The sequence below is a fragment of the Gallintestinimicrobium sp. genome (assembly GCF_046968865.1).
GTDB classification, from domain to species: domain Bacteria; phylum Bacillota; class Clostridia; order Lachnospirales; family Lachnospiraceae; genus Gallintestinimicrobium; species Gallintestinimicrobium propionicum.
Genome location: NZ_JBKVPW010000019.1, coordinates 5,303 through 26,612, shown reverse-complemented (window position 1 = coordinate 26,612; position 21,310 = coordinate 5,303). Strand labels below are relative to the sequence as shown.

Sequence of the window (21,310 nt, the reverse complement as noted above, 5' to 3'; positions counted from 1 at the left end):
CCTTTACTGAGCCAGCTTCCAGCCGATGGCCTCCTGTCTGGCCGATACAAAGTCGGCATACAGGCCCTTCTGCTGGATCAGCTCCGCATGAGTGCCGCGCTGGACGATATGAGCGTTGTCCAGTACAAGGATCTGATCGGCGTTGCGGACGGTTTTCAGCCGGTGGGCAATCATGATGATAGTCTTGTCATGGGTCAGCGCCTCAATAGCCCGCTGCAATTCATCCTCATTTTCCGGGTCAACACTGCTTGTCGCCTCGTCCAAAATGATGATGGGTGCGTCCTTCAGCATGGCGCGGGCGATGGAAATCCGCTGTTTCTCGCCGCCAGACAGAGTGCCGCCGCCCTCGCCAATCACAGTGTCATAGCCATCCGGCAGGGCAGAAATAAAGTCATGGCAGCAAGCCTTCTTCGCCGCCTCAACTACCTGCTCATGGGTGGCGTCCGGGCAGCCAAACTTGATATTGTTCTCAATCGTATCTGCAAAGAGGTATACGCTCTGGAACACCATCGAGATATTCTTCATCAGGCTGTCCAGCTTAAAATCCCGTACATCCGTACCGCCTATGGTAATCTTCCCGGCATTCACATCCCAAAAACGGGCAATCAGGTTGCACATCGTTGTCTTTCCTGCCCCGGAAGGGCCGACAATGGCTGTAGTCGTTTTTTCGGGAATGGTAAAGCTGACCTGATCTAATATCTTGCGGTCTGCGTAGGAAAAATCCACCTTGTCAAACACGATCTCGCTGGACTTCGGCGTAATGTCAGCGCCTTTCTCGTCCATCACCGGCGTGTCATCAATGGAGTTTGCCGTATCCATCGAGGCCGCCAGCATTTGTAGCAGAGAGGCCATATTCCCGGCGTTCTCCAAATCGTTGAACACCATGAAAGAAGCAATCACCAAAATCAAGCCGTAGGCCAGCGACAGGGAGCCGTCCAGCCAGAACCAAACCGAGGCCAAAAGCAACAGGACGCTAAACACCCGGACAACGGCCTGTTTGATGGCGTCATAGGGAACACTGGCCTTTGTCAGTTTCAGGTTGTCCCGGCAGCTCGTCTTAATTGCACTGCCGATAGACTGCGTGCTGTCCCGTTCCAGTCCAAATGCTTTGACAATCCCCATCCCCTGAATGTACTCCAACACAGACTCCACAAGGGACTCCTGTGTGTGCTGGCGTACCCCGCTGAGCGCGGCAGATTTGCGAAGCGCCAGTTCCGCCGCCGCAAGGTAAATCAGGACACCGGCAGCGGCCACAAGACCGATCCGCCAGTCAAATACCAACAGGACGATGACGAGGGCAACCGAGTTGAAAAAACCGCCCAGCACTGACACCAGGACACGGGCTGCTGAGTTCTCTACATCACCCAAAGTTGTTGTGACAATGGCGGTAATATTCCCGATACTATTCTTGTTGAAGTAGCCCATCGGGATGTAGCGCAACCGATCTCCGATGTGGATACGCTTTTCCGCCACCATGCAATAGCCGGTTTCCGTCTGCTCCATCGTGGAAAAATAGGTCGTGATGATACGCCCAATGAGGGAAATGGCCATAATTCCCAGCGAAATGCAGATAAACTTTCCGTCCCGGTTGTCAGATACTAACGCGCCGATCACTACAAAGAGGGCGGCAAACTGCATGGCTGAAAACAGCCCGGACAGGAACGCAAATAACAAGGATTTTTTCAATATCCTCTTTTTGCTGCCTGCAAAAGCAAAGATTTTTTTCAATGTTCCATACATCTGACAACACCCCCTTACATCTGGTCTTTCGCGCCGATGTGCGCCTGCCACATATCCCGGTAGAGGGGGCAGGTTTCCAGCAGCTTCTCATGCGTACCCTGTGCGTGGATGGTTCCATCCTTCACCACAACGATGTTATCTGCGCCAACAATGGTAGACAGCCGGTGTGCGATCACAATCAGGGTCTTGCCGACAGTTAAAGTGGAAATAGCTTTCTGCACCAGCGCCTCATTCTCTGGGTCGATATAGGCAGTTGCCTCGTCCAAAATGACAACCGGCGCATTTTTCAGCATGGCGCGGGCGATGGCAATCCGCTGGCGTTCACCGCCGGAAAGATGGGAACCGGCGCTGCCGACAACCGTATCATAGCCATTATCCAGCTTGCGGATAAAGGCGTCGCAGCCGCTTTGTTTGGCTGCCTGCTCCACCTCTGCGTCCGTGGCACTGGGTCTTCCCATGCGGATATTCTCCCGGATACTGCGGTTAAACAGGTAGTTGTCCTGAGATACATAGGAAATCTGGTCTGCAATTTCAGACAGCGGCATATCCTTCAGCTCATGGCCGCCGAGGGTAATGCTGCCGGATGTAACATCCCAATACCCGGCAATCAGCTTCGCCACCGTAGACTTGCCGGAGCCAGACGGTCCCACAAGGGCGGTCATGGTTCCGGGGTGGATGGCGAGATTCACATCATGCAAAACCTCTGTTGTCCCGTCATAGGAAAACGACACAGACCTGAGAGAAATGCCGGTATCTTCCAGCTTGATCGGCGTTTCTTTATGGTTCAGTTCTTCGGCGTTCAGAAGCTGGCTGATTTCTTCCACATTTGTCCCCAGTACAGCCAAATCGTCCGTAAAGGTAAAGGCCGCAATAATCGGCCCGATCAGCCCCAGCGAGAAAATCACAATGGACAGGAAGGTAGAAAGTTCCAGACTGCCGGAGAGCCAGAACGCGAAGCCGCAGGGCAGCACGCAAATCAGCACTGAGGGCAGGATGGCGTTGTAGGCGCTCATGGTTTTCTGGTTTTCTCTCATCCAGTCCACATAGTAGTTGGCATTGTAGTTTACTGCGTCAGAATATTTTTTGTAGGAACCGGCGGATTGACTAAATGCTTTGACTACCTCAATCCCACCGATGTACTCTACAATGGCGTTTGCCATCTGCTTTCCCGCTTTAACCGCGCCCTCCCACTTAACGGGATAGTTCTTCATGCCAGCAGACATAACAGCAAGGCCCACCACCAGCGTGACAAGGGACAGGAGAGCCATGCGCCAGTCCATGACGAATAGATACACGACAATTACCAAAGGCACCAGCACATTTGCGGTCATTTCCGGGATCAGGTGCGCGAAGGTTGGCTCCATCCCTTCTACCCGGTCAACAATCGTTGTTTTATACTGACCGGACGGAGTATCTAAAATCGTCCCCATCGGGACGCGGGCCAGTTTAGCGGTGATATTCTCCCGTAGATCGCGCAGTGTGTAATAGGTCGCTGTGTGGGAAATCGTTGTAGAAAGACAGGAAAACAGCACCTTCCCAAAGTAACCGCACAATGCAATAATGCCAGCGGTCACATATCGGGAAAAGTTCTGCTCCCCAGACAACATCATCGTGACAATATGCGCCACACAGAAATAGGGCACCATCTGGCAGGCCACGCCTAATACCGCAAGGATAATGCTGCCGATGAATTTCCCGTGATAGGGTTTGCCCCATCCCCATAAAACGCCTATTGGCGACTCTTTCTTTTCTTCGTTCATTTTACAGATACCCCCTTTATGAAGTATTCTCTTATTTTTTTGAGACCATCTTCATCCATTCCGTACTGGTCGATGACAGAACCATCTTCAAGATGAATGATGTCCGTACAGCAATCTAGAATCAGTTCCAGGTCATGGGTAATAACATACACAGTGATTCCGGCATCCCTGACCTGCCGCAGCACATTTGCGACCTCTTTCATATGCCTGTAATCAAGGCCGCTGGTCGGTTCATCAAAAAACAGGATCGAGCGTTTTGAAGCGATTGCCGAAGCAATCGCCACCCTTTGTTTCTGACCACCGGACAGGGACATGGGATGCCTGTCCTTAAAAGCCAGCAAATCTAACCGGTTCAGGATTTCCTCTGCCCGCTCCTGATTTTCTTCCTCCATACTAATCAGCACTTCATCAAGAACCGACTCGGTAAAAAGCTGATGATTTACCTCCTGCATGACCATATAGCAGGTACTCAGCCGGTCTTTCGGACGGTATTTTCTTCCGTTCCAGACAATCTCCCCACAACGCTTCTCCAAGCCGCAGAAACAGCGAGAGAACGTGGATTTACCGGCACCGTTATTCCCAATAATCCCAACAATTCGGTTTGTGGGAATTTCACAATCCATGATATGTAAGGTTTCCGGTTCGTTTTTATAGGCAAAGCGGAAATTATGGAGCGCAAGGGCAGTCTTTTCCTGCTGCGGTAGAACCGGAGGCAGGAGACGCTCTAACGCAAATGTGCGCAGTCCCATATTAGATCGCTGCTGCTCCGTGAGCTGCTCAAATTCTGCCGCAGAATAATCACGGCTCACCTGCCCCTCTGCCAGGTAAATAAACCGATCCGCCAGACCACGGAGATAATAAAGCCGGTGTTCCGATACAATAATTGTTTTCCCCTGCGACTTCCAGAACGCAAGAATCTTTCTCAAATCAAGGATGGACGCTGCATCCAAATTGGACGAGGGTTCGTCCATAACGAGAACATCCGGTTCCATAATGGATACTCCGGCACAGGCAATTTTTTGTTTCTCTCCACCGGATAAGTGAAAGATATTACGATCCATCAGCTTCTCCAGCCGGAAATCCCGAACCGTTTTTGCAAACCGTTCTCGGATGTCTTTTTCTGGCTGTCCAAGATTTTCGCATCCAAATGTAATTTCACTGGTTGTATCCACATTGAAAAACTGGGACCGGGGGTTTTGAAACACACTGCCTACAACTGCGGCTGTATCGTAAAGAGGCTGCTCGGAAACCTTTTCCCCATTTACCCATACTTCTCCCGCCATCTGTCCCTCATAATAATGAGGGATCAACCCGTTAATCAGGCGGGTAATCGTGGTCTTTCCACACCCGCTTTCACCGCAGAGGACAACAAACTGACCATCTTCTATATTTAGATCAATATCCCGGACGCCCCCGGTATTTTCGTTTTCTTCTCCATAGGAAAATGAAATATGGTCAATCTTTATCATAAGCTCACCCCCTTAAAAAACAAAATACTGTCCCATCAAAAACAGCGCAAAACATAAAGCACAGAGCAGAACAGCAATCATGTCCTGAATATGAAAACCAATCTGACATACGTTGGTCCGTTTGACCGGAGCGCCAAGCCCCCGCGTCAGTGCAGCGGCGGAAAGTTCATCCCCAATTTTTACAACGGACACCATCAGCGGTACAAGACGGTATTCCACCATTAAAAATGGGTTTTTCCCACCAAATCGTATGCCTCTCATTTTCATTGCGTCCCGGATTGCCTGGTATTCTTCGCTGATTGTGGGGAAGAAACGAAAAATAACAGACATAGGAATTATAATTTTTTCTGTCAGGTGCATACGTTCCATAGAACCGATAAACTCACTGACTGAGGTTGAAGAAAGCAGATAGGCCCCCGTCATAATGCCTGGGGCAAACCGCGTCATAATGGATGTAATTGCCAAAACCACAAAGGACAACAGACCACTTAATGTCGTCAGAGCTATGCGTTCCAATACAAAACAGGCAAGATATAAAAACAGATACTTGCCTGCCGTTTTGAAGCGGCGTTCCGACAGGATCAGCACAAAGGGGATCAGGCTTAACACAGGTTTTATAAAATTCATAATCCCTTCGTTGCTGGTGCTGAACATCAATGTAGTAACCGTCAGCAGCAAAATCAACTTCGTGCGCGGATCAAGCCGAATCCCTCTGCGATTGTCCGTTGTGGCAGAGAAGGATACCCCCTCCATCATGCAATTCCCGCTTTCGCAAAGTGTTTTTTCAGGAGTGCTTTTCCAAGCAGACCGCCCAAAATGGCAAAGACAAAAATCCCGGCAACCACAAGGATAATGCTCCACATCGGCATGACCGCCATTACCCGATCGGCGTATTCCTCACCGAAACTGGCGGCAAAGCTGGCCCAGGAGTCCTCGACCATAAAATACATGGGGATGTATGTACCGACCATCCACAGACTGAATACTGCATAACCAAGAATACTTTTCTTTGCACTTTTATAATCGCCGGATTTCAAAATCAGGTCTCCAAGCAAGCCGAAAATCAGCCCCATAGGCACACCCCAGAAACCCATGCCGGTAAGCCCCATCAGCAGGCCGCTCAAAACGCCCATGATTGTAACCATGCCGAATTTCTTAACCCTGGTGAGGAACAGCATGAAAGGGATGCCGGTAATCAGCGACCACAGACTTCCGAGGACAGGAAGAAAGATCGGAACAAACCCAATGGGAATAGCAACACAGCACCCGATGACAAAGTAAAGAACCGTGAACAGACCGAGGTTAATCAGGTCTTTTGTTTGTAACTTGTTATTCATAACGAATACCTCCATTCATTTGCTGGTTAGCATTTACTAACCTCTCTATAAGATACCATAGTACGACACAGTTCTCTACAACCAATCGTCTTTTTAGCTCCAAACAGCAACGAGTTTTAAGGTTGACTGGCTGGGTTCCTGCTTTTATAATAGAATTGCCAATTCAAGCAGGCCCGCCAAAAAACCGAATAGTAGGAGTTATGAAATGAAGATAGATGAAATCATTAAGAAAAGCATTGAAGTCCCCGGTATATCCATAAAACGCAGTGAATATAGCGCCGAGCTCATCTTAAAAGAGAAAGATGGAAAAGGCTCTATGACCTTTTTCCCATTGTTTCCCGGACTCACCTTAGCCTATATTTTTATAAATTCACCCACATGGGCAGCTCCGGACTTTCGTGATAATGGCTCCATAGAAACAGGCCCGCTGCTCTTAAATTACTGCGTAACCGGGCGGTGTGAGCTCATTCTGAATAACGGAAACTTTGTGTATGTGAAAGACGGTGAAATATCTCTGACAGAACGCTTTGCCAGACAGCAATATGTTTATCCCCGCCGAATTTATGAAGGTATGGAGTTTTTTATTGATATGGATGCCGCAGCAGAGCAAAGTGCCTGGATACAAACGGAATTTGATATTGATTTCCACAAAATCAGAGAGCTTTACTGCCCGGCTGGAAGCACTTATATCTCGGCCATTTCTCCCGAAATAGAAGAAATACTAAAAAAACTGTGGTCCTTGTTGGATATCTCTGTGCCGCTTTCCATTATGCAAATGAAAATCTATACCCTGGCGCTTTTTTCGCTGCTCCAGAATCTGAAAGAAATACCGCCTTCTCAAGCCTGCACATTCTTCACAGAAACACAGGTAGATATTGCAAAGCGTGTGGAAAAAATCATCACTTCTGATCTGCGCCAGCACCATCCTGCGTGGGAACTGGCTGCACAGTTTTCCGTCAGTGAAACCAGCCTGAAAAACTATTTCCGGGGAGTTTTTGGACAGAACATCTCCGTGTATCTGCGTGAAACCCGTATGAAAAAAGCCGCAGAATTACTTTCTACCACAAAGCTGTCTGTAGCAGAGGCAGCGGAGCAGGTTGGATATATAAACCAGAGCAAATTTGCTTCGGTATTCAAAAAGCAATTTGGTCTGTCCCCACTGGAATACCGGCGGTCAAAGAATTTGGGAAATATATAAGGCAATGCCGCACAGAAAAGTAGGCGCGATACTGCCAGAAGTGATATAATAAGACCATGGATAAACAGATGACAATGACTGCGCTGAGTGATGAGCTGGCGCAGGTACGGACAAAGAAGAAAGAATTTCTAGCCCAGATCGAACGGATCGTCCCATGGAAGGAATGGCTTACGCTGATCCAGCCGTGCTATTACAAAGGAGAGCGCGGCAATAAACCCTATCCACTGGAGACCATGCTGCGGTTGTATCTGCTGCAAAATCTGTATGACCTGAGTGATGAAGCAACAGCGGCGGAGGCAATCGACAGCCGGGCATTTTCAGAGTTCTGCGGCGTTGATTCCAGCAATCAGGTGCCGAACGGAGATACCATTGGCCGCTTTCGGAACCTGCTGGTGAAGAATGGACTGCAGGAGAAACTGTTTGCACAAGTTGTTACCGCGCTCACTGAACAGGGCCTTATCCTGAAAAAGGGAACGATCGTAGATTCCACCATTATTTCCGCGCCGTCTTCCACCAAGAACAAGGAGAAAAAGCGGGATCCGGATGCACATCAGGTCAAGAAGGGCAACACATGGCACTTTGGCTATAAAGCCCATGTTGGGGTGGATAAGGACAGCGGACTGGTACACACAGTGGAGGCGACACCAGCCAATGTCCATGATGTGACGCAGACTTCATCCCTGCTGACCGGTGAGGAAGATGTCGTTTACGGCGACAGTGGCTATCTTGGAGCCGGGAACCGTGAGGACGCGATCGTTCGGAACAAATCCGGACGCAAGATCAAATACAAAATTAACCGACGTCCATCTCAATTAAAAAAGCTGAGCAAGAGCGGCCAGTATGCCGCAAAGAAAGCAGAACACGCAAAGTCTTCTGTTCGGGCAAAAGTAGAGCACGTATTCGGTGTCGTCAAGAAACAGCTGCAATTTCGAAAAACGCGATACCGAGGGCTCGAAAAGCAGCGAGCCAAATTCAATATCATGTTCGCATTGGCGAATCTGCTTCTGGCTGACAGGCCCTGCCTGGCGGCTTGAAGTTGTGCGCTCTCGCGAAGAAATGCGCCGGGAAGCCTATGGTTTCCTGCCTGATGGGTGATTCGACAGCGCTTGCCTCAGCAATTGTGCGGTGCTGCCATAGGACGATAGTCTTTCGAGAAAGGAAAACGATATGTCGTTGAGAAAAAAGCTGACATTGTCTATGCTCATGATTGCGGTGATCCCCGCGGTGGTACTGGGAGGCTTTTATTATCAGTATTTCAGCGGGGTCCTTTTGAGCAACGTGCAGCAGCAGGAGCTGCAGAATAACAGCCAGATTATTTACAGCGTTGATAACTTTTTCAATTCAATCTTCAAGATTTCCGATTCCCTGCTAATGAATGAAGAGCTCATAGACATTCTGCAGAAAAGCTATGAGGAACAGAGTTCACCTCTCGAAGGATACCGCGACAAGGCACAGGTGGACAAGCTGCTTTACAAGGACGGCTATTACCTGGATGGCAGAATAGAGACTATCGCCATATTTCCGAGGAACAACAGCATGTTTTACTACTGCACAGAGGGAAACGTCAATCCGTCCTATGATATCCATGCGGAAGAGTGGTACGAAAAGATTGCCAGTAAAGAGGGGGCGAAAGTATTGGTGGGAGTGCACCAAAACCGTCTGGTGTACGCATTCTCCGACGCAGCCAGCCCCTATTGCGTAACTGTCGGAAGATCAATTTACTCCCCATATGATTCCCAACTGCTTGGCACTATGCTAATCAACATTAACGTACACGATCTCCAGACCTGCTGGCCGGCTTTCAAGGAAGATTCGCAGGAGCGGTTTTACCTGCTGGATGACGAAAACAACGTTGTGTTCAGCAATCTGACGGAGGAGATTGGCGGTAAATTCTTTCAGGGCGGCCTGGAAGACGGCATTTCTTCCTGCCGAATCGACGGGAAATTGTACGATACGATCGTCTCGGGCTCCAAAAGCCTGGGATGGAAAAGCGTCAAAATGATTCCACGCAGCCAGTTGGATCAAGAGATCGCCGTTGTTTCTTATATGACGCTCCTCCTCATGCTGATCCTTACGGTTCTGGCAGTTCTGGTTTCAATCTTTATTTCCAAAATCTTTACACGTCCGCTTCAGGAGCTTTATGTGAAGCTCCAGCGCTTTGAAGAGGAAAAAAGCGGGATTCCGCTCCCTGAAAATCAGGTGGAGATCAAAGGCCTTTCCCGCAGCTACCAGCACATGATCAACGAGATCAACGCCCTCACCATCAAAAACTACGAGACGCAGATCCAATTGCGCAGGGCAGAACTCATGGCGCTCCAATCCCAGATCAATCCCCATTTTATCTACAACACGCTCAATTCCATCAAGTGGATGGCGGATATGCAAGGATCCAAGCGTATGGTAACGGCGTTGGATTCCATGATCAAGCTCATGCAGTTTTCCTCCAAAAACAGCCGGGAGGTCATCCGGATTCAGGACGAGATCGATCTGATCCGGGACTACATCAACCTGATCAACCTCAAATATTTCGACAGGATCTTTGTTGATGTCCATGTGGAGCCGGGCTTGGAAAACTGCGAAACGCTGAAATTCCTTCTGCAACCGATCGTAGAGAATTCCATCTACCACGGTTTCAGCAGTATGGTCCGGCAATGCACGGTGCAGATCAACATTACCCGAAAAGAAGACCGTATTCTGTATGAGGTGATCGACAATGGCAAAGGGATGAGCAAGGAGAAGATCCGACAGGCTCTGGAGGAAGATCATCCCCTCAACTCCCATTCGTTTAACAAGATCGGTCTTTATAATGTGAATAAGAGAATCCAGTATATTTTTGGAGAGGAGTACGGTATTCAAATCGACAGCGAACCCGGCAAGTACACGAGGGTGATTGTGGAAATTCCAGCCCGTATCTATAAGGAGGAGATGGCAAATGCGTAACATCGGGATCGCGATCATTGATGACGAGAGCCTGGTCCGGCTCGGAATCAAATCTTCTGTGGCGTGGGAAGAGTATGGCTATGAGATTGTAGGAGAAGCGGACAACGGGCAGACCGGCCTGGAGATGATCAGGGAAAAACACCCGGATATCGTCCTGCTCGACGTCTGTATGCCGGTGATGAACGGGATCGAAGTTCTGAAATCCCTGCAAAAGCTGAAGATTCAGTGCAAGGTTATTATCTTGAGCTGCCACGATGATTTCTGTTTTGTAAAAGAGGCAATGAAGAACGGTGCGTTCGATTACCTGAGAAAAAATGAGATCAACAGCGCGAACATCCTGACGGTTCTGGAGGAGGTACGGCACTCACTGTGCAAAAAGCAGGACGAGGGGCAGGGAGGCTGGGACAGCTACGCGCGTCATGTCTGCCTGCACCGTCTGATCACCGGCAGCAGCGAACCTGCTGAACGGCAGTTGCCTGTCAGTCAATTGCACATCCGGGAAGGAAACCTCTGCTGCATTGTGTTTGCAGTGCAGAATTACCAGAAAGTACAGGCCCGTTACGGAGAGGGACGCCCCTTCCCACTGGAACAAAGCGTTATCAACCTCACAGTGGAAGTGCTGCACCAGTGGACGCAGGAACTGGAAGTTTTTCTTCTGCAGGAAAACCGGTATGTTATCCTGCTGAGCAGTCAGAACAGTGTCAGCAGCACCCAGTGGGAGGAGAAAGCCTGCAGCCTGGTCCACGAACTCCACACCGTGTTCCAGAATTATCTGAATGCTGACACCTGCTACGGTGTCAGCAGCGCCGTCTCGAAATTCTCTGCACTGCCGGAGGCGTTCGAGCACGCGCGCTACTCTCTGCAGCTTCACTATTTTCAGCCGGACAGGTTCCTTATCAAGGAGATGCGCAAGCCGGATCGGACGATGAGCCGCCCGGAAGTCAAGGAATGCCTTGGCAATATCAATATCTGTGTGTCGCAGAAGCAATACACGCAAATCTTTTCCCGATTTTATGCTTTCATCCAGTGGCTGCAGCAGCACCACAGGGAGAACCTGGACGTTATGGGGGTGCAGAACTTTTTCTCCAATATGGTGCGCTTCCTTCTCCTGCAGGAGGGAAAGGCGCCGGAAGAAACGGTGGAAAAGCTTCAGGCCTGCGAAACCGTGGAGGAAGCGCAGCGTTTCCTTGAGGACTTCCAAAAGGGGTTGAAGACAGGAGAGCCGGCTCTTGACCAGAAAAACTACCTGATTCGCGAGGCGGCGGATTATATCCGGCAGAATTTGAGCCGCGGCGACATCTCGCTCGATGAGATCGCCGACCACCTGATGATCAGTAAGTCTTATCTCTGCCGCCTGTTCCAAAAAAACCTGGGGATTTCCGTGCAGCAGTACATCTACCACACCCGGATTGAACAGGCGAAGGAGTACCTGAACGACTTCCGGCTGAAAATCTACGAGGTGGCAGAGCTTACCGGCTTCAACAGCTCCACCCATTTTAATATCGTCTTTAAAAAGATTATGCGGTGCACTCCGGCAGAGTACAGGAACGGCCTGAAGCACAGTGAGGGAAAGGTCAATATGAATAAATAAAGTTCAAGATCCTCCGCGGGTTTAAGCTTTGTGTACTAAAATTGTTCAATATCCTGATGTTTTCTTCAACAGCGTTTATGGAAAATAGTGAACAGATTCTCTATAATATAAGTAACCTAATTCGGGAAAACAAACTCTGGCCGGCGTGTTCCTCTTGTCCTTCCCTGTCATCATCTTCTTCATGTTTACCCAGAAGTTCTTCGTGCAGGGAATCGCCACATCCGGCATCAAGAGCTGAACCCAGGCCCGGGAACAGGTTTCCCGGCATTACAATACTGACACAATGGAGGAATGCAGAAATGAAAAAATGGAAGGTTGCCTTAATTGGCTGCGGATCGATCGCGGACAATACGTATCTTCCCCGGATCGGCGAGATTCCGGAGGCGGATCTGGTTGCAGTCTGCGATATCATCCCGGAGAGAGCAAAGAACTATGCAGAAAAATTTCATGTGCCGGCCTGGTACACCAGCATCGATGAACTGCTGGAGAAGTGTGACTTCGAGATCCTGATGAACACGACATCGATCCCAGCGCACCACGAGATCAACATGAAGGCGCTGCGGGCCGGAAAGCATCTTTACTCACAGAAGCCCGTCGGCCTGACGGTGGAGGAGGTGACCGAGCAGATCGAGGCTGCCAAGGCAGCCGGTGTGAAATACACTGCTTCACCGATCCACATGCTGCGTGACGACATCCGCTTTGCCAAAAAGCTGATTGCCGACGGCTGCATCGGGGAGATTATGAAGGTGCACACCAACGTTTGCCACGGCGGCCCGGAATATTTCCAGTACCGCACGGCGGACCCCACCTGGTTCCACCGGCCCGGCAGCGGCGCCCTGTACGACATGGGCGTCCACGGCCTTACCATGACCACGGGCATCCTTGGTCCCGCGAAGGCTGTGGGCTGCATGGCCAAAATCTCCGAGCCTGTCCGCACGGTAAGAACCGGTACCTTTGACGGCATGCAGATCCAGGCCGACCAGCTGTACGATAACTACATCATTACGCTCGATTACGGCGAGAGAACCATGGCGGTGGTGGAGTCTGGTTTCTGCCAGAAGGACAGCCGCGCACCTCAGATGGAGATTTTCGGTACAAAGGGAACGATCACTTTCGTCAACAACGGTAACATGAACCCGCTCGATTCGCTGGAAGTTTACCTTGATGCGCCGGAGCGCGGTATTCGCGGCTGGCTGAAGCCTATGGAGTGGGATGTTCCGGCTTCTGAGATGAACTTTTTCCAATGCAAGGTGGTTCAGGATCTGATCCATGCCATTGAGGAGGACCGTCCCGTCGGTTTGCCCCCGGAGCACGCCAGACACGTGGTGGACATCATGTGCACTATTCCGGAAGCGATCAAGACAAAGAGCATTGTCCCGCTGCACACCACTTTCTGAGCAGAGGGGAACTGATCACAGATGAGGTGAATGTTATGAAGAAATATCGCATTGGTCTGGTGGGCTTCGCTCACATGCACGTTTTGGGTCAGATCAAGCCGTTTCTGTCCATGCCGGAGCGCGTGGAATGGATCGGTGCCTCGGATATCAAGCCGATGGTAGAGTCTGAATATTTTGAAAGCTCCAGCCGCTCCATGAACCTGAAGCTCTGTCAGGAGCAGTGTGGGTTCACCCGCGTGTTTGAGGATTACCGTGATCTTCTCGATCTCAAACCCGACCTTGTCCTTGTGAACTGCGAGAACGCGTTTCACGGAATCATTATCCCCGAGATCCTCATGCGCGGGATCCACGTGGTGGTGGAAAAGCCGTTGGCCTATTCCACTGAACACGCCATGGCTATTGCCCGCGCTTCCCGGATCGGTAAGGCGGACTGCATGATCAATTGGCCGACCACATGGCAGGCCAGCGTCCGCCTGGGCCAGAAGCTTGTCAGCGAAGGCGTTGTGGGAAAGGTGTACCGTTTCCAGTTCCGCAACCCGGATTCCATGGGTCCGTTCTCTTACGGCCAGGTCATGACGGATCGGCAGCTGGGCAAGGAATGGTGGCATCAGGAAGCGGCGGGAGGCGGCAGCTTGCTGGACTACTGCTGCTACGGCACCATCCTTTCCAACTGGTACCTGGGCGAAAAGCCTCAGGGCGTGTATGGCTTGAAGGCGAACTTTAACCACCGGTTTGGCGACGCGGAGGACTACGCCTCCCTGATGGTTCGGTACCCCGAGGCGGTTTCCATTCTGGAGGGAACCTGGAACACCATAAGCAGCGGCTATCCCTCCGGGCCCATTGTCTGGGGCGAAAAGGGCGCCCTGATTGTGGAAAACGGCGGCGATCACGGCATTCATGCCAACGTTTGTGTTTACCTCGATCGTTATTCCACAACGCCCAGCAAGGTGTATTGCTCCGACGACTACCCGCTGCCTGATGGAAGATCCAACCTGGCTCAGGAGGTCTTCCATCACCTGGAGACCGGAGAACCGGTACACTACACCATGGATCTCAATAACAATCTTTGGTCTGCCGCTATGTTGGATGCGGGAATTCGCTCCAGCCGGTCGTTGAAAATGGAAGAAGTAAAAACCGCTTGTTGGACGATTGGGTAATATAAGAGGAGGATGCTACATGAAACTTGCAAACGTTTCCTGGGGTTGGACGCCGATCCCGGAGGATATGCCGCATGGGGACTCTCTGATCCGAATCGCGGATCAGATCCGTGAACTCGGCTTCGAGGGCGTGGACTATCTGGGAACCCCGGAAGCACTGGATGAATTCTTCACGGAGGAAGCCTGCCGGGCGCTGGGGGATCACTCCCGCTCCATCGGCCTTGAACCCAACGTGTTCGTCTTCCAGGACGCTTCGTGGAACGACGCCTGCAGCGAAAAAAGGGAGGACAGCGTCAGGCACTTCGAGAAGGCCGCACAGGCCGCAAAGTGGATCGGATGCCGGATTGTCTCCACGCTGGTGCCGATGCCCTGCGGCGCAACCCCCTGGAAGTTCAACCCCGCCGCACCGGCGATCAAGCAGGGATACCATATGCCCGCCGACTACTGCTACCAGAAGGACTGGGATACCCTGATGGACAGTTACCGCAAGTGTCTGGCCATTGCAAAGCGGTACGGGCTGCGCATGTCCGTGGAGTGCTTCCCCTATTCCATGATCTCCACACCGCACGCCATGCTGCAGCTGCTCAAGGACGTCGATGACCCGGATTTCGGCATTCAGCTGGACACGAACCACCTGATCATGCAGCACATCGATCCGGAATGGACGATCTACATGCTGGGAGGCAAACGTATTTTCAATGTTCACTGCAAAGACAGCGATGCCGTCTCCAGAAACAACATCCCCGCCGGCTGCGGCATCACCGACTATCCCGCTGTGATTCAGGCGCTGAAGAATGTCGGGTATGACGGGAACCTTTCTGTCGAGCTGGAGTTCACAGACAACCCCCGCCGCTACAACAAGCAGGCGATGGATCATCTCAAGCTCTGCCTTGCGGGTGAATACTGAGCTGCCGTCTGGAGGCACACAGGGGGTATCCCCCTCGATCCGGGCGCGGCGCCGAATAAAAATTATGTTTTTTTGGAAGAGGAGTAGGAGTAATGAAGCAGTATAAGGTTGCCATCATCGGCAACGGTATGATTTGCAACGCGGCACATATTCCCGCCTACAAAGCCATGGGTGACAAGGTGAAGATTGTCGCAGTGGCAGATATCCGCGAGGAAGCCGCCAAAGAAACCGCCGAGCGTCACGGGATCCCCAAGTACTATGTGGATCCGTATAAAATGCTGGAGGAGGAGAAACCCGACATCATCTCCGTGTGCACACCGAACGCATACCACAAGGAGTATACCCTTGCCGGTTTCCGTGCGGGCTGCCATGTAGTCTGCGAAAAGCCTGTGGCTGTAACCTGCGCGGATGCGGAGGAGATGTTCAACGCGGCGGAGAAGGCGGGGAAACATCTGTTTGTCATCCAGTCTCTGCGTTTCACGGGTAACTTCAAAGCGGCTGCCGGACTGGCAAAAAGCGGTTGCCTGGGAGACATTTACTACGCGGATCTGAACCTGGTCCGGCGCCGCGGCGTTCCGAGATGGGGCATGTTCCACATGGCGAAAGAAAATGTGGGCGGCGCCTTCTGCGACCTGGGCGTTCATATGTGCGACTACCTGATGTCAATTTCCGGTAACCCGAAGATGGTTTCCGTCAGTGGAAGTGCTGTGACCAGGATCGTCAACAAGGAGAAGAATATTGAGTTCTCCAATGCGGAGAGCGGAGCTCCCACCGGTCTGTTCACTCCCAGAAAGTTCGACATGAAAGAGTTTGATGTTGAGGAATTTGCCAACGGCTACATTCGTCTGGAAAATGGCATGACAGTCACTTTCAAGATCTCCTGGGCGCTGAATCTGCCCAACAGCAACACTGTCAGCATCTGCGGAGACAAGGGCGGTCTGACCATTGGGGACGATGGACTCAAGCTGCTCACGACGCAGGGCAATTACCAGGCCGACGTTTTGCCGAGAGTTTTCCCCGACCCATATACGGAGCTCTCAGATTTCACCGGCCACATCCACGAGATGAACTACATCCTGAAGGTCCTCAACGGGGAAATGACCATGGAGGAATACCCCATCCAGAAGGACGAGGTTATGAATGTGGTTGCGATCATCGAAGCGTTTTACAAATCTGCACAGCTGGGCAGGGAAGTCACTGCTCAGGAACTGGACCGGTAAGCGGAAGCTGCAAGGGATATTTGCACAGAGCACGGCGTGACGGAAGAACTTGCCGTTTCGCCTTGGGACGAAACGCAACAGGGGGGACTCTGCCCGGGCGGGAGAGCCCCCTGTTCTGGTGTGCGAGACGACAACGGAAGGGGAGGAATCCATGAAAGGAATCATAACGGAGATCGAGAGGTTTGCGCTGAAAGACGGACCGGGGATCCGCACCACAGTGTTTTTCAAGGGGTGCAACATGGCGTGCAAATGGTGCCATAACCCGGAAACGCTGTCGGTTCGGCCACAGCTGATGATTTATCCGGACAAATGCATTGGCTGCGGCGCCTGTGTGGAGGCCTGCAGGGCGGGAGCCAGAACCCTCGGCAAAAACGGTGCCCTGCAGTACGATCGCACCGCCTGCAAGCACTGCGGAGCCTGCGCCGCGAACTGCTTCTCCGGTGCTCTCGTCATGTCCGGAAAGGAGATGACCGTTGAGGAAGTGATGGAGGAGATCCTGCAGGACAGGGCTTACTACCGGAATTCCGGCGGCGGCGTAACACTCTCCGGCGGCGAGGTTTCCACGCAGCCAGAATTTGCCCTGGAATTGCTGCAGGCCCTGAAAAAGGAGGGAATTTCCACGGCGATCGAGACGAACCTGCATGCGCCATGGAGCGTCTACGAAAGAATGCTGCCCTTCCTCGATCTGGTGATGTTCGACATCAAGATTTTCGATGAGGAAGCGCACAGACGCTGGACCGGCGTGAGCAATCGTCAAATCCTGGAGAACGCAAAGAAGGTGGCGGCTTCCGGCAAGCCTTATCTGGTGCGTACCCCGGTGATCCCCGGAGTGAACGACACGGAGGAGGAGATCGGCAGCATTGCCAACTACGTGGGAACCCTGGGAGGCGCTCAATATTATGAGCTTCTGCTGTTCAATCCCCTGGGAGAGAGCAAGTATGACGCCCTGCAGATGGACAATACATTTGCCGGGACCCGCCCCACTGGAGAGGAAGGCGCAGCACGCCTGAAATGGGTGGCCGCTCAAACGCCCGGACTTTCCGTGAGGGTAGGCTGACGAAGAAAGGGAGAGGTTGTATGGTCAACAGAATCAATATATTCCAGCCGGATGCTCCCATGAGCTACGATGACAGGATCAAAATTTTAAAGGAAAGAAAGCTTGAGGAAACCAGGGTGAAGTCCACCATGAAGGTGTATCAGGACGGGGATGACTATGGAAGCATCCCGGCTCCGGAGACGTACCAGTTCCATTGCATTCCGAACCATGAGAACGGTTCCTGGTACGGGTATGACGGGTGGAGCAAGAATTTTTACAAGCTGATGACTGAGCACCCGGTCTACATTGATCCGGTGGACGCGTTCACCTGCCGCTGGATGTTCAGTATGATCTGGTTTGACGAGAAATCCCCGGACAAGGGGCTGAACTGGAACCCGAATTTTCCCTACGATGATCTCAAGCCGGAACAGGAACTGTATGGCATTATCTCCGGGATCGGCTCGGACGCGCACTTCGGCGGCGACTACCGGATCGGGTTGAGCCTTGGCTGGGGCGGGATCTTGGAAAAGCTGGCTTTCTACCGCAAAAAGCACCCCGAACACGCAGAGTTTTACGACGCGGAGGAACTTGTGGTGCACGGTGTGCAGAACTGGATCTCGCACGCGATTGAGGAGAGCGAGCGTCTGGCCCGTGTGGAGCGCCATCCGGTCCTGCGGGAAAACCTGCTTCAAATGGCGCAGGTAAATCGCAACATCCTCAACGGTGCGCCCAAAACCATGCGGGAAGCCTGTCAGTGGGTTTGCTGGTTCAACATGGCCAGCCGCACCTACAACCGCGACGGAGCGGGTTTCCAGCTCGATGACGTGCTCAAACAGTACTACGATGCCGACATGAAAGAGGGGAGGATCACCAGGGACGAGGCGATCTTCTACATCGCTTGTCTGTTGCTCAACGATCCGCACTATTACCAGATCGGAGGGACAAACGAAAACGGCGATCCCCTGCTCAGCGAGTTCAGCTATATGGTGCTCGAGGGAGCGGATAAGCTGGATTCGGCTTGCAACATCACGGTAAGAGTGGACGAAAACATCGACAGAAAGTTCCTGAACAAAGCGGTGGACTACCTGTTCAAGAACAAGAACGGCTGGCCGCGCTTTTCCGGTGACGAGGCCCTGAACAGAGGCTTCATGCGTTTGGGCTATCCCGAATCGCTTGCCCGGCAGAGGATCGCGGTGGGCTGCCACTGGATGAGCTTGCCCGGCATGGAGTACAGCTTGAATGACTGCATCAAAATCAACAGCGCTAAGGTGTTCGAGGTTGCCATGGATGAGATGATGAGCCATAAGGGCCCATACTCCACACAACTGCTGTGGGATCTGTACCAGAGACATATGGCCCGGGCTGTAGAGGTAACTGCCGAGGGTATCGCGTTCCACCTGCGGTACCAACAGTACAACGAGCCGGAGCTGATGTTGAACCTGATCAGTCATGGTCCTATCGAAAAAGGTCTGGATATGACGTGCGGCGGCGCCATGTACTACAACCTCTGCATGGACGGCTCGGCTATTGCCACGGTGGCGGACTCTTTTGGCGCACTGCAGCAGCGGGTGGAGGAGGAGAAGCGGATCGACTGGGAGACGCTTTACCATCATCTGAAAACAGATTTCCAGGATAAGGGCGGTGAGCTTGTACGCCAGATGCTCTCCCGCAGTGCCCGCTACGGCGGCGGAAACACCATCAGCGACCAGTGGGCGGTGAAAATTTCGGAGTCATACTCCAACCAGGTGCGCTCCGTCAGCCAGAAGTATCCGGGCTACCAGTTTATCCCCGGCTGGTTCAGCTGGTCGAATACGATTGTGCTCGGCAAGCAGGTAGGTGCCACCCCCAACGGCCGCCACGCCTTCGAACCGATCAACCATGGGGCCAACCCGCACCCCGGCTTCCGCAAGGACGGCGCCCTCACCGCAATGAGCAATTCCATCTGTGCGGTGCAGCCGGGCTATGGGAATACCGCGCCGGTACAGCTGGAGCTTGACCCTGGTATGGGGCGCGGTGAGGAGGCTGTGCAAAAGATCGCCGACTATATCATGACGCTGTTCGAGCAGGGGGCCACCCTGCTGAACATCAATATTGTGAACGGCCAGCAGATTCTCGAAGCCGACAAGGACCCCAGCAAGTACCCCAACCTGGTGGTACGCGTCACGGGCTTTACGGCGTACTTCTGCTCTCTGACTCCGGAGTTCAGAAAACTGGTGGTGGATCGTATTCTCATACAGGGCTGAACAAATGATTTGGCTTGGCTTCTGTTTTTTCTACGTCACGGTTTTATTGCGAAAATAAATCTTAAATGGCAGGCTGATCAGGAAGCATAAAGAAATATCAGAAATCATTTGGTCAGATACGTAAACTTTCTGCAGGGAGGCATCGTGCAAGCGGTGCCTCCCTGTTTTGATATACTTTAGCGAAACGAGAGCCCCCGACTAGGCCGGGGAGAGTAAAAGAAATTATGGCAACACCGCACAAAGAAAAAATATGATATAATAATACTATGGATAAGCAGATGAGTCTGTCGGGCCTGAGCGATGAATTGAGCCAGGTGCGGACAAAGAAGAAAGAATTTCTGAGTCAGATAGAGCGCATCGTGCCGTGGGGAGAGTGGATCGAACTGATCCGGCCGCACTATTACAAAGGAGAGCGCGGCAATAAGCCCTACGATCTAGAACGGATGCTGCGGATTTATCTGGTTCAAAACCTGTATGATCTGTCGGACAAGGCAACGGTAGCGGAAGTGATCGACAGCCGTGCATTCTCGGAATTCTGCGGAGTGGAATCGAGCAATCAGGTGCCGGACGGAGATACACTGGGTCGGTTCCGGAATTTGCTGCTCCGCAGCGGGCTGCAGGAGAAGTTGTTTGCGCAGGTGGTATATCTGCTGCAGGAAAGAGGCCTGCTGCTGAAGAAGGGAACCATAGTGGACTCTACCCTGATCGCAGCGCCGTCCTCGACAAAGAACAGGGAAAAGAAACGAGACCCGGAAGCGCACTCGGTGAAAAAGGGGAACAGCTGGCACTTCGGCTATAAAGCTCACATCGGCGTGGATAAAGACAGCGGGTTGGTTCACACAGTAAAGGTCACCAGCGCCAACATCCATGATGTGACGATGGTGCCGGAGCTCTTAACCGGCGATGAGGACAGCGTATATGGCGACAGCGGCTGCCTGGGCGCTGAAAAGCGGGAAGACGCCGTTCTTTTCAATGTCAATGGCCAGGGCAAAAGGATCCGTTACAAAATCAACAGACGGCCCTCGCAGAGTAAACACGCAGACAATCGTTCCCGCGGGCAGATCAAACGCCGCGAAAAGGAGAAATCCTCCGTACGGGCCAAGGTAGAGCATGTCTTTGGGGTAGTAAAGGGCCAGCTTCGATACCGGAAAACTAGGTACCGAGGTCTGCGAAAACAGATTGCCAAATTGAATATCCTGTTCGCGCTGGCGAATCTGATTCTGGCTGACAGGCGATCCTGCCTGACGGCTTAAATCAGTGTGGCTGCAGCGCTGATGGAATGGCGTATATATGCCCTGCCGGGTGGAATCTTCCC

At 52.0% G+C, this 21,310-nt stretch carries 16 protein-coding genes; 11 read left to right on the top strand and 5 right to left on the bottom strand.

The features are described from left to right. Window positions 1-3: 3 nt before the first annotated feature. The 5 genes from ACLTOQ_RS14075 to ACLTOQ_RS14055 are packed head-to-tail and all read right to left on the bottom strand — an operon-like array spanning window position 4 to window position 6,306. A complete protein-coding gene (locus ACLTOQ_RS14075; protein WP_055658111.1) occupies window positions 4-1,740 on the bottom strand; it encodes an ABC transporter ATP-binding protein in 1,737 nt (578 codons plus the stop codon). Between the two features lie 14 nt (window positions 1,741-1,754). Beyond that, complete coding sequence (locus ACLTOQ_RS14070) at window positions 1,755-3,500, bottom strand: ABC transporter ATP-binding protein (protein ID WP_055658113.1); 1,746 nt, start codon at window positions 3,498-3,500, stop codon at window positions 1,755-1,757. Then, complete coding sequence (locus ACLTOQ_RS14065) at window positions 3,497-4,969, bottom strand: ABC transporter ATP-binding protein (protein WP_055658114.1); 1,473 nt, start codon at window positions 4,967-4,969, stop codon at window positions 3,497-3,499. Before ACLTOQ_RS14065 ends, ACLTOQ_RS14070 begins: the two co-directional genes overlap by 4 nt. Before the next feature lie 12 nt (window positions 4,970-4,981). Then, entirely contained in the window at window positions 4,982-5,722 is a 741-nt protein-coding gene (locus tag ACLTOQ_RS14060) for an energy-coupling factor transporter transmembrane component T (protein WP_040462729.1), read from the bottom strand. Continuing rightward, on the bottom strand, window positions 5,722-6,306 hold the full coding sequence (locus ACLTOQ_RS14055; RefSeq protein ID WP_040462692.1) for an MptD family putative ECF transporter S component: 585 nt from the start codon (window positions 6,304-6,306) through the stop codon (window positions 5,722-5,724). Before ACLTOQ_RS14055 ends, ACLTOQ_RS14060 begins: the two co-directional genes overlap by 1 nt. A gap of 205 nt (window positions 6,307-6,511) precedes the next feature. Here ACLTOQ_RS14055 and ACLTOQ_RS14050 point away from each other — a divergent pair, with 205 nt between their 5' ends. The 11 genes from ACLTOQ_RS14050 (at window position 6,512) to ACLTOQ_RS14000 (ending at window position 21,248) form a co-directional block, all read left to right on the top strand. Continuing rightward, window positions 6,512-7,504, top strand: coding sequence for an AraC family transcriptional regulator (locus ACLTOQ_RS14050; protein ID WP_004797305.1), 993 nt, complete (start codon window positions 6,512-6,514; stop codon window positions 7,502-7,504). A gap of 68 nt (window positions 7,505-7,572) precedes the next feature. Continuing rightward, complete coding sequence (locus ACLTOQ_RS14045; protein WP_308449299.1) at window positions 7,573-8,538, top strand: IS5 family transposase; 966 nt, start codon at window positions 7,573-7,575, stop codon at window positions 8,536-8,538. Window positions 8,539-8,671: 133 nt separating this feature from the next. Further along, complete coding sequence (locus ACLTOQ_RS14040) at window positions 8,672-10,444, top strand: sensor histidine kinase (RefSeq protein WP_412319711.1); 1,773 nt, start codon at window positions 8,672-8,674, stop codon at window positions 10,442-10,444. Further along, window positions 10,437-12,035, top strand: a complete 1,599-nt coding sequence (locus ACLTOQ_RS14035) for a response regulator transcription factor (protein ID WP_412319709.1) — start codon at window positions 10,437-10,439, stop codon at window positions 12,033-12,035. The genes ACLTOQ_RS14040 and ACLTOQ_RS14035 overlap by 8 nt, the downstream gene beginning before the upstream one ends. Before the next feature lie 299 nt (window positions 12,036-12,334). After that, window positions 12,335-13,432 (top strand): Gfo/Idh/MocA family protein, encoded by a 1,098-nt coding sequence (locus tag ACLTOQ_RS14030; RefSeq protein WP_055658121.1) that lies wholly within the window; start codon window positions 12,335-12,337, stop codon window positions 13,430-13,432. Between the two features lie 35 nt (window positions 13,433-13,467). Further along, window positions 13,468-14,589, top strand: coding sequence for a Gfo/Idh/MocA family protein (locus tag ACLTOQ_RS14025; RefSeq protein ID WP_412319707.1), 1,122 nt, complete (start codon window positions 13,468-13,470; stop codon window positions 14,587-14,589). A gap of 19 nt (window positions 14,590-14,608) precedes the next feature. Then, window positions 14,609-15,496 (top strand): sugar phosphate isomerase/epimerase family protein, encoded by an 888-nt coding sequence (locus ACLTOQ_RS14020; RefSeq protein ID WP_055658125.1) that lies wholly within the window; start codon window positions 14,609-14,611, stop codon window positions 15,494-15,496. Window positions 15,497-15,588: 92 nt separating this feature from the next. Next, window positions 15,589-16,716 (top strand): Gfo/Idh/MocA family protein, encoded by a 1,128-nt coding sequence (locus tag ACLTOQ_RS14015; protein ID WP_066863967.1) that lies wholly within the window; start codon window positions 15,589-15,591, stop codon window positions 16,714-16,716. Between the two features lie 151 nt (window positions 16,717-16,867). Next, on the top strand, window positions 16,868-17,773 hold the full coding sequence (locus ACLTOQ_RS14010; RefSeq protein ID WP_055658128.1) for a glycyl-radical enzyme activating protein: 906 nt from the start codon (window positions 16,868-16,870) through the stop codon (window positions 17,771-17,773). A 20-nt stretch (window positions 17,774-17,793) separates the two neighbouring features. Next, window positions 17,794-19,995 (top strand): pyruvate formate lyase family protein, encoded by a 2,202-nt coding sequence (locus ACLTOQ_RS14005; RefSeq protein ID WP_055658130.1) that lies wholly within the window; start codon window positions 17,794-17,796, stop codon window positions 19,993-19,995. Between the two features lie 278 nt (window positions 19,996-20,273). Continuing rightward, window positions 20,274-21,248 (top strand): IS5 family transposase, encoded by a 975-nt coding sequence (locus ACLTOQ_RS14000; RefSeq protein WP_177696324.1) that lies wholly within the window; start codon window positions 20,274-20,276, stop codon window positions 21,246-21,248. Window positions 21,249-21,310 lie beyond the last annotated feature (62 nt).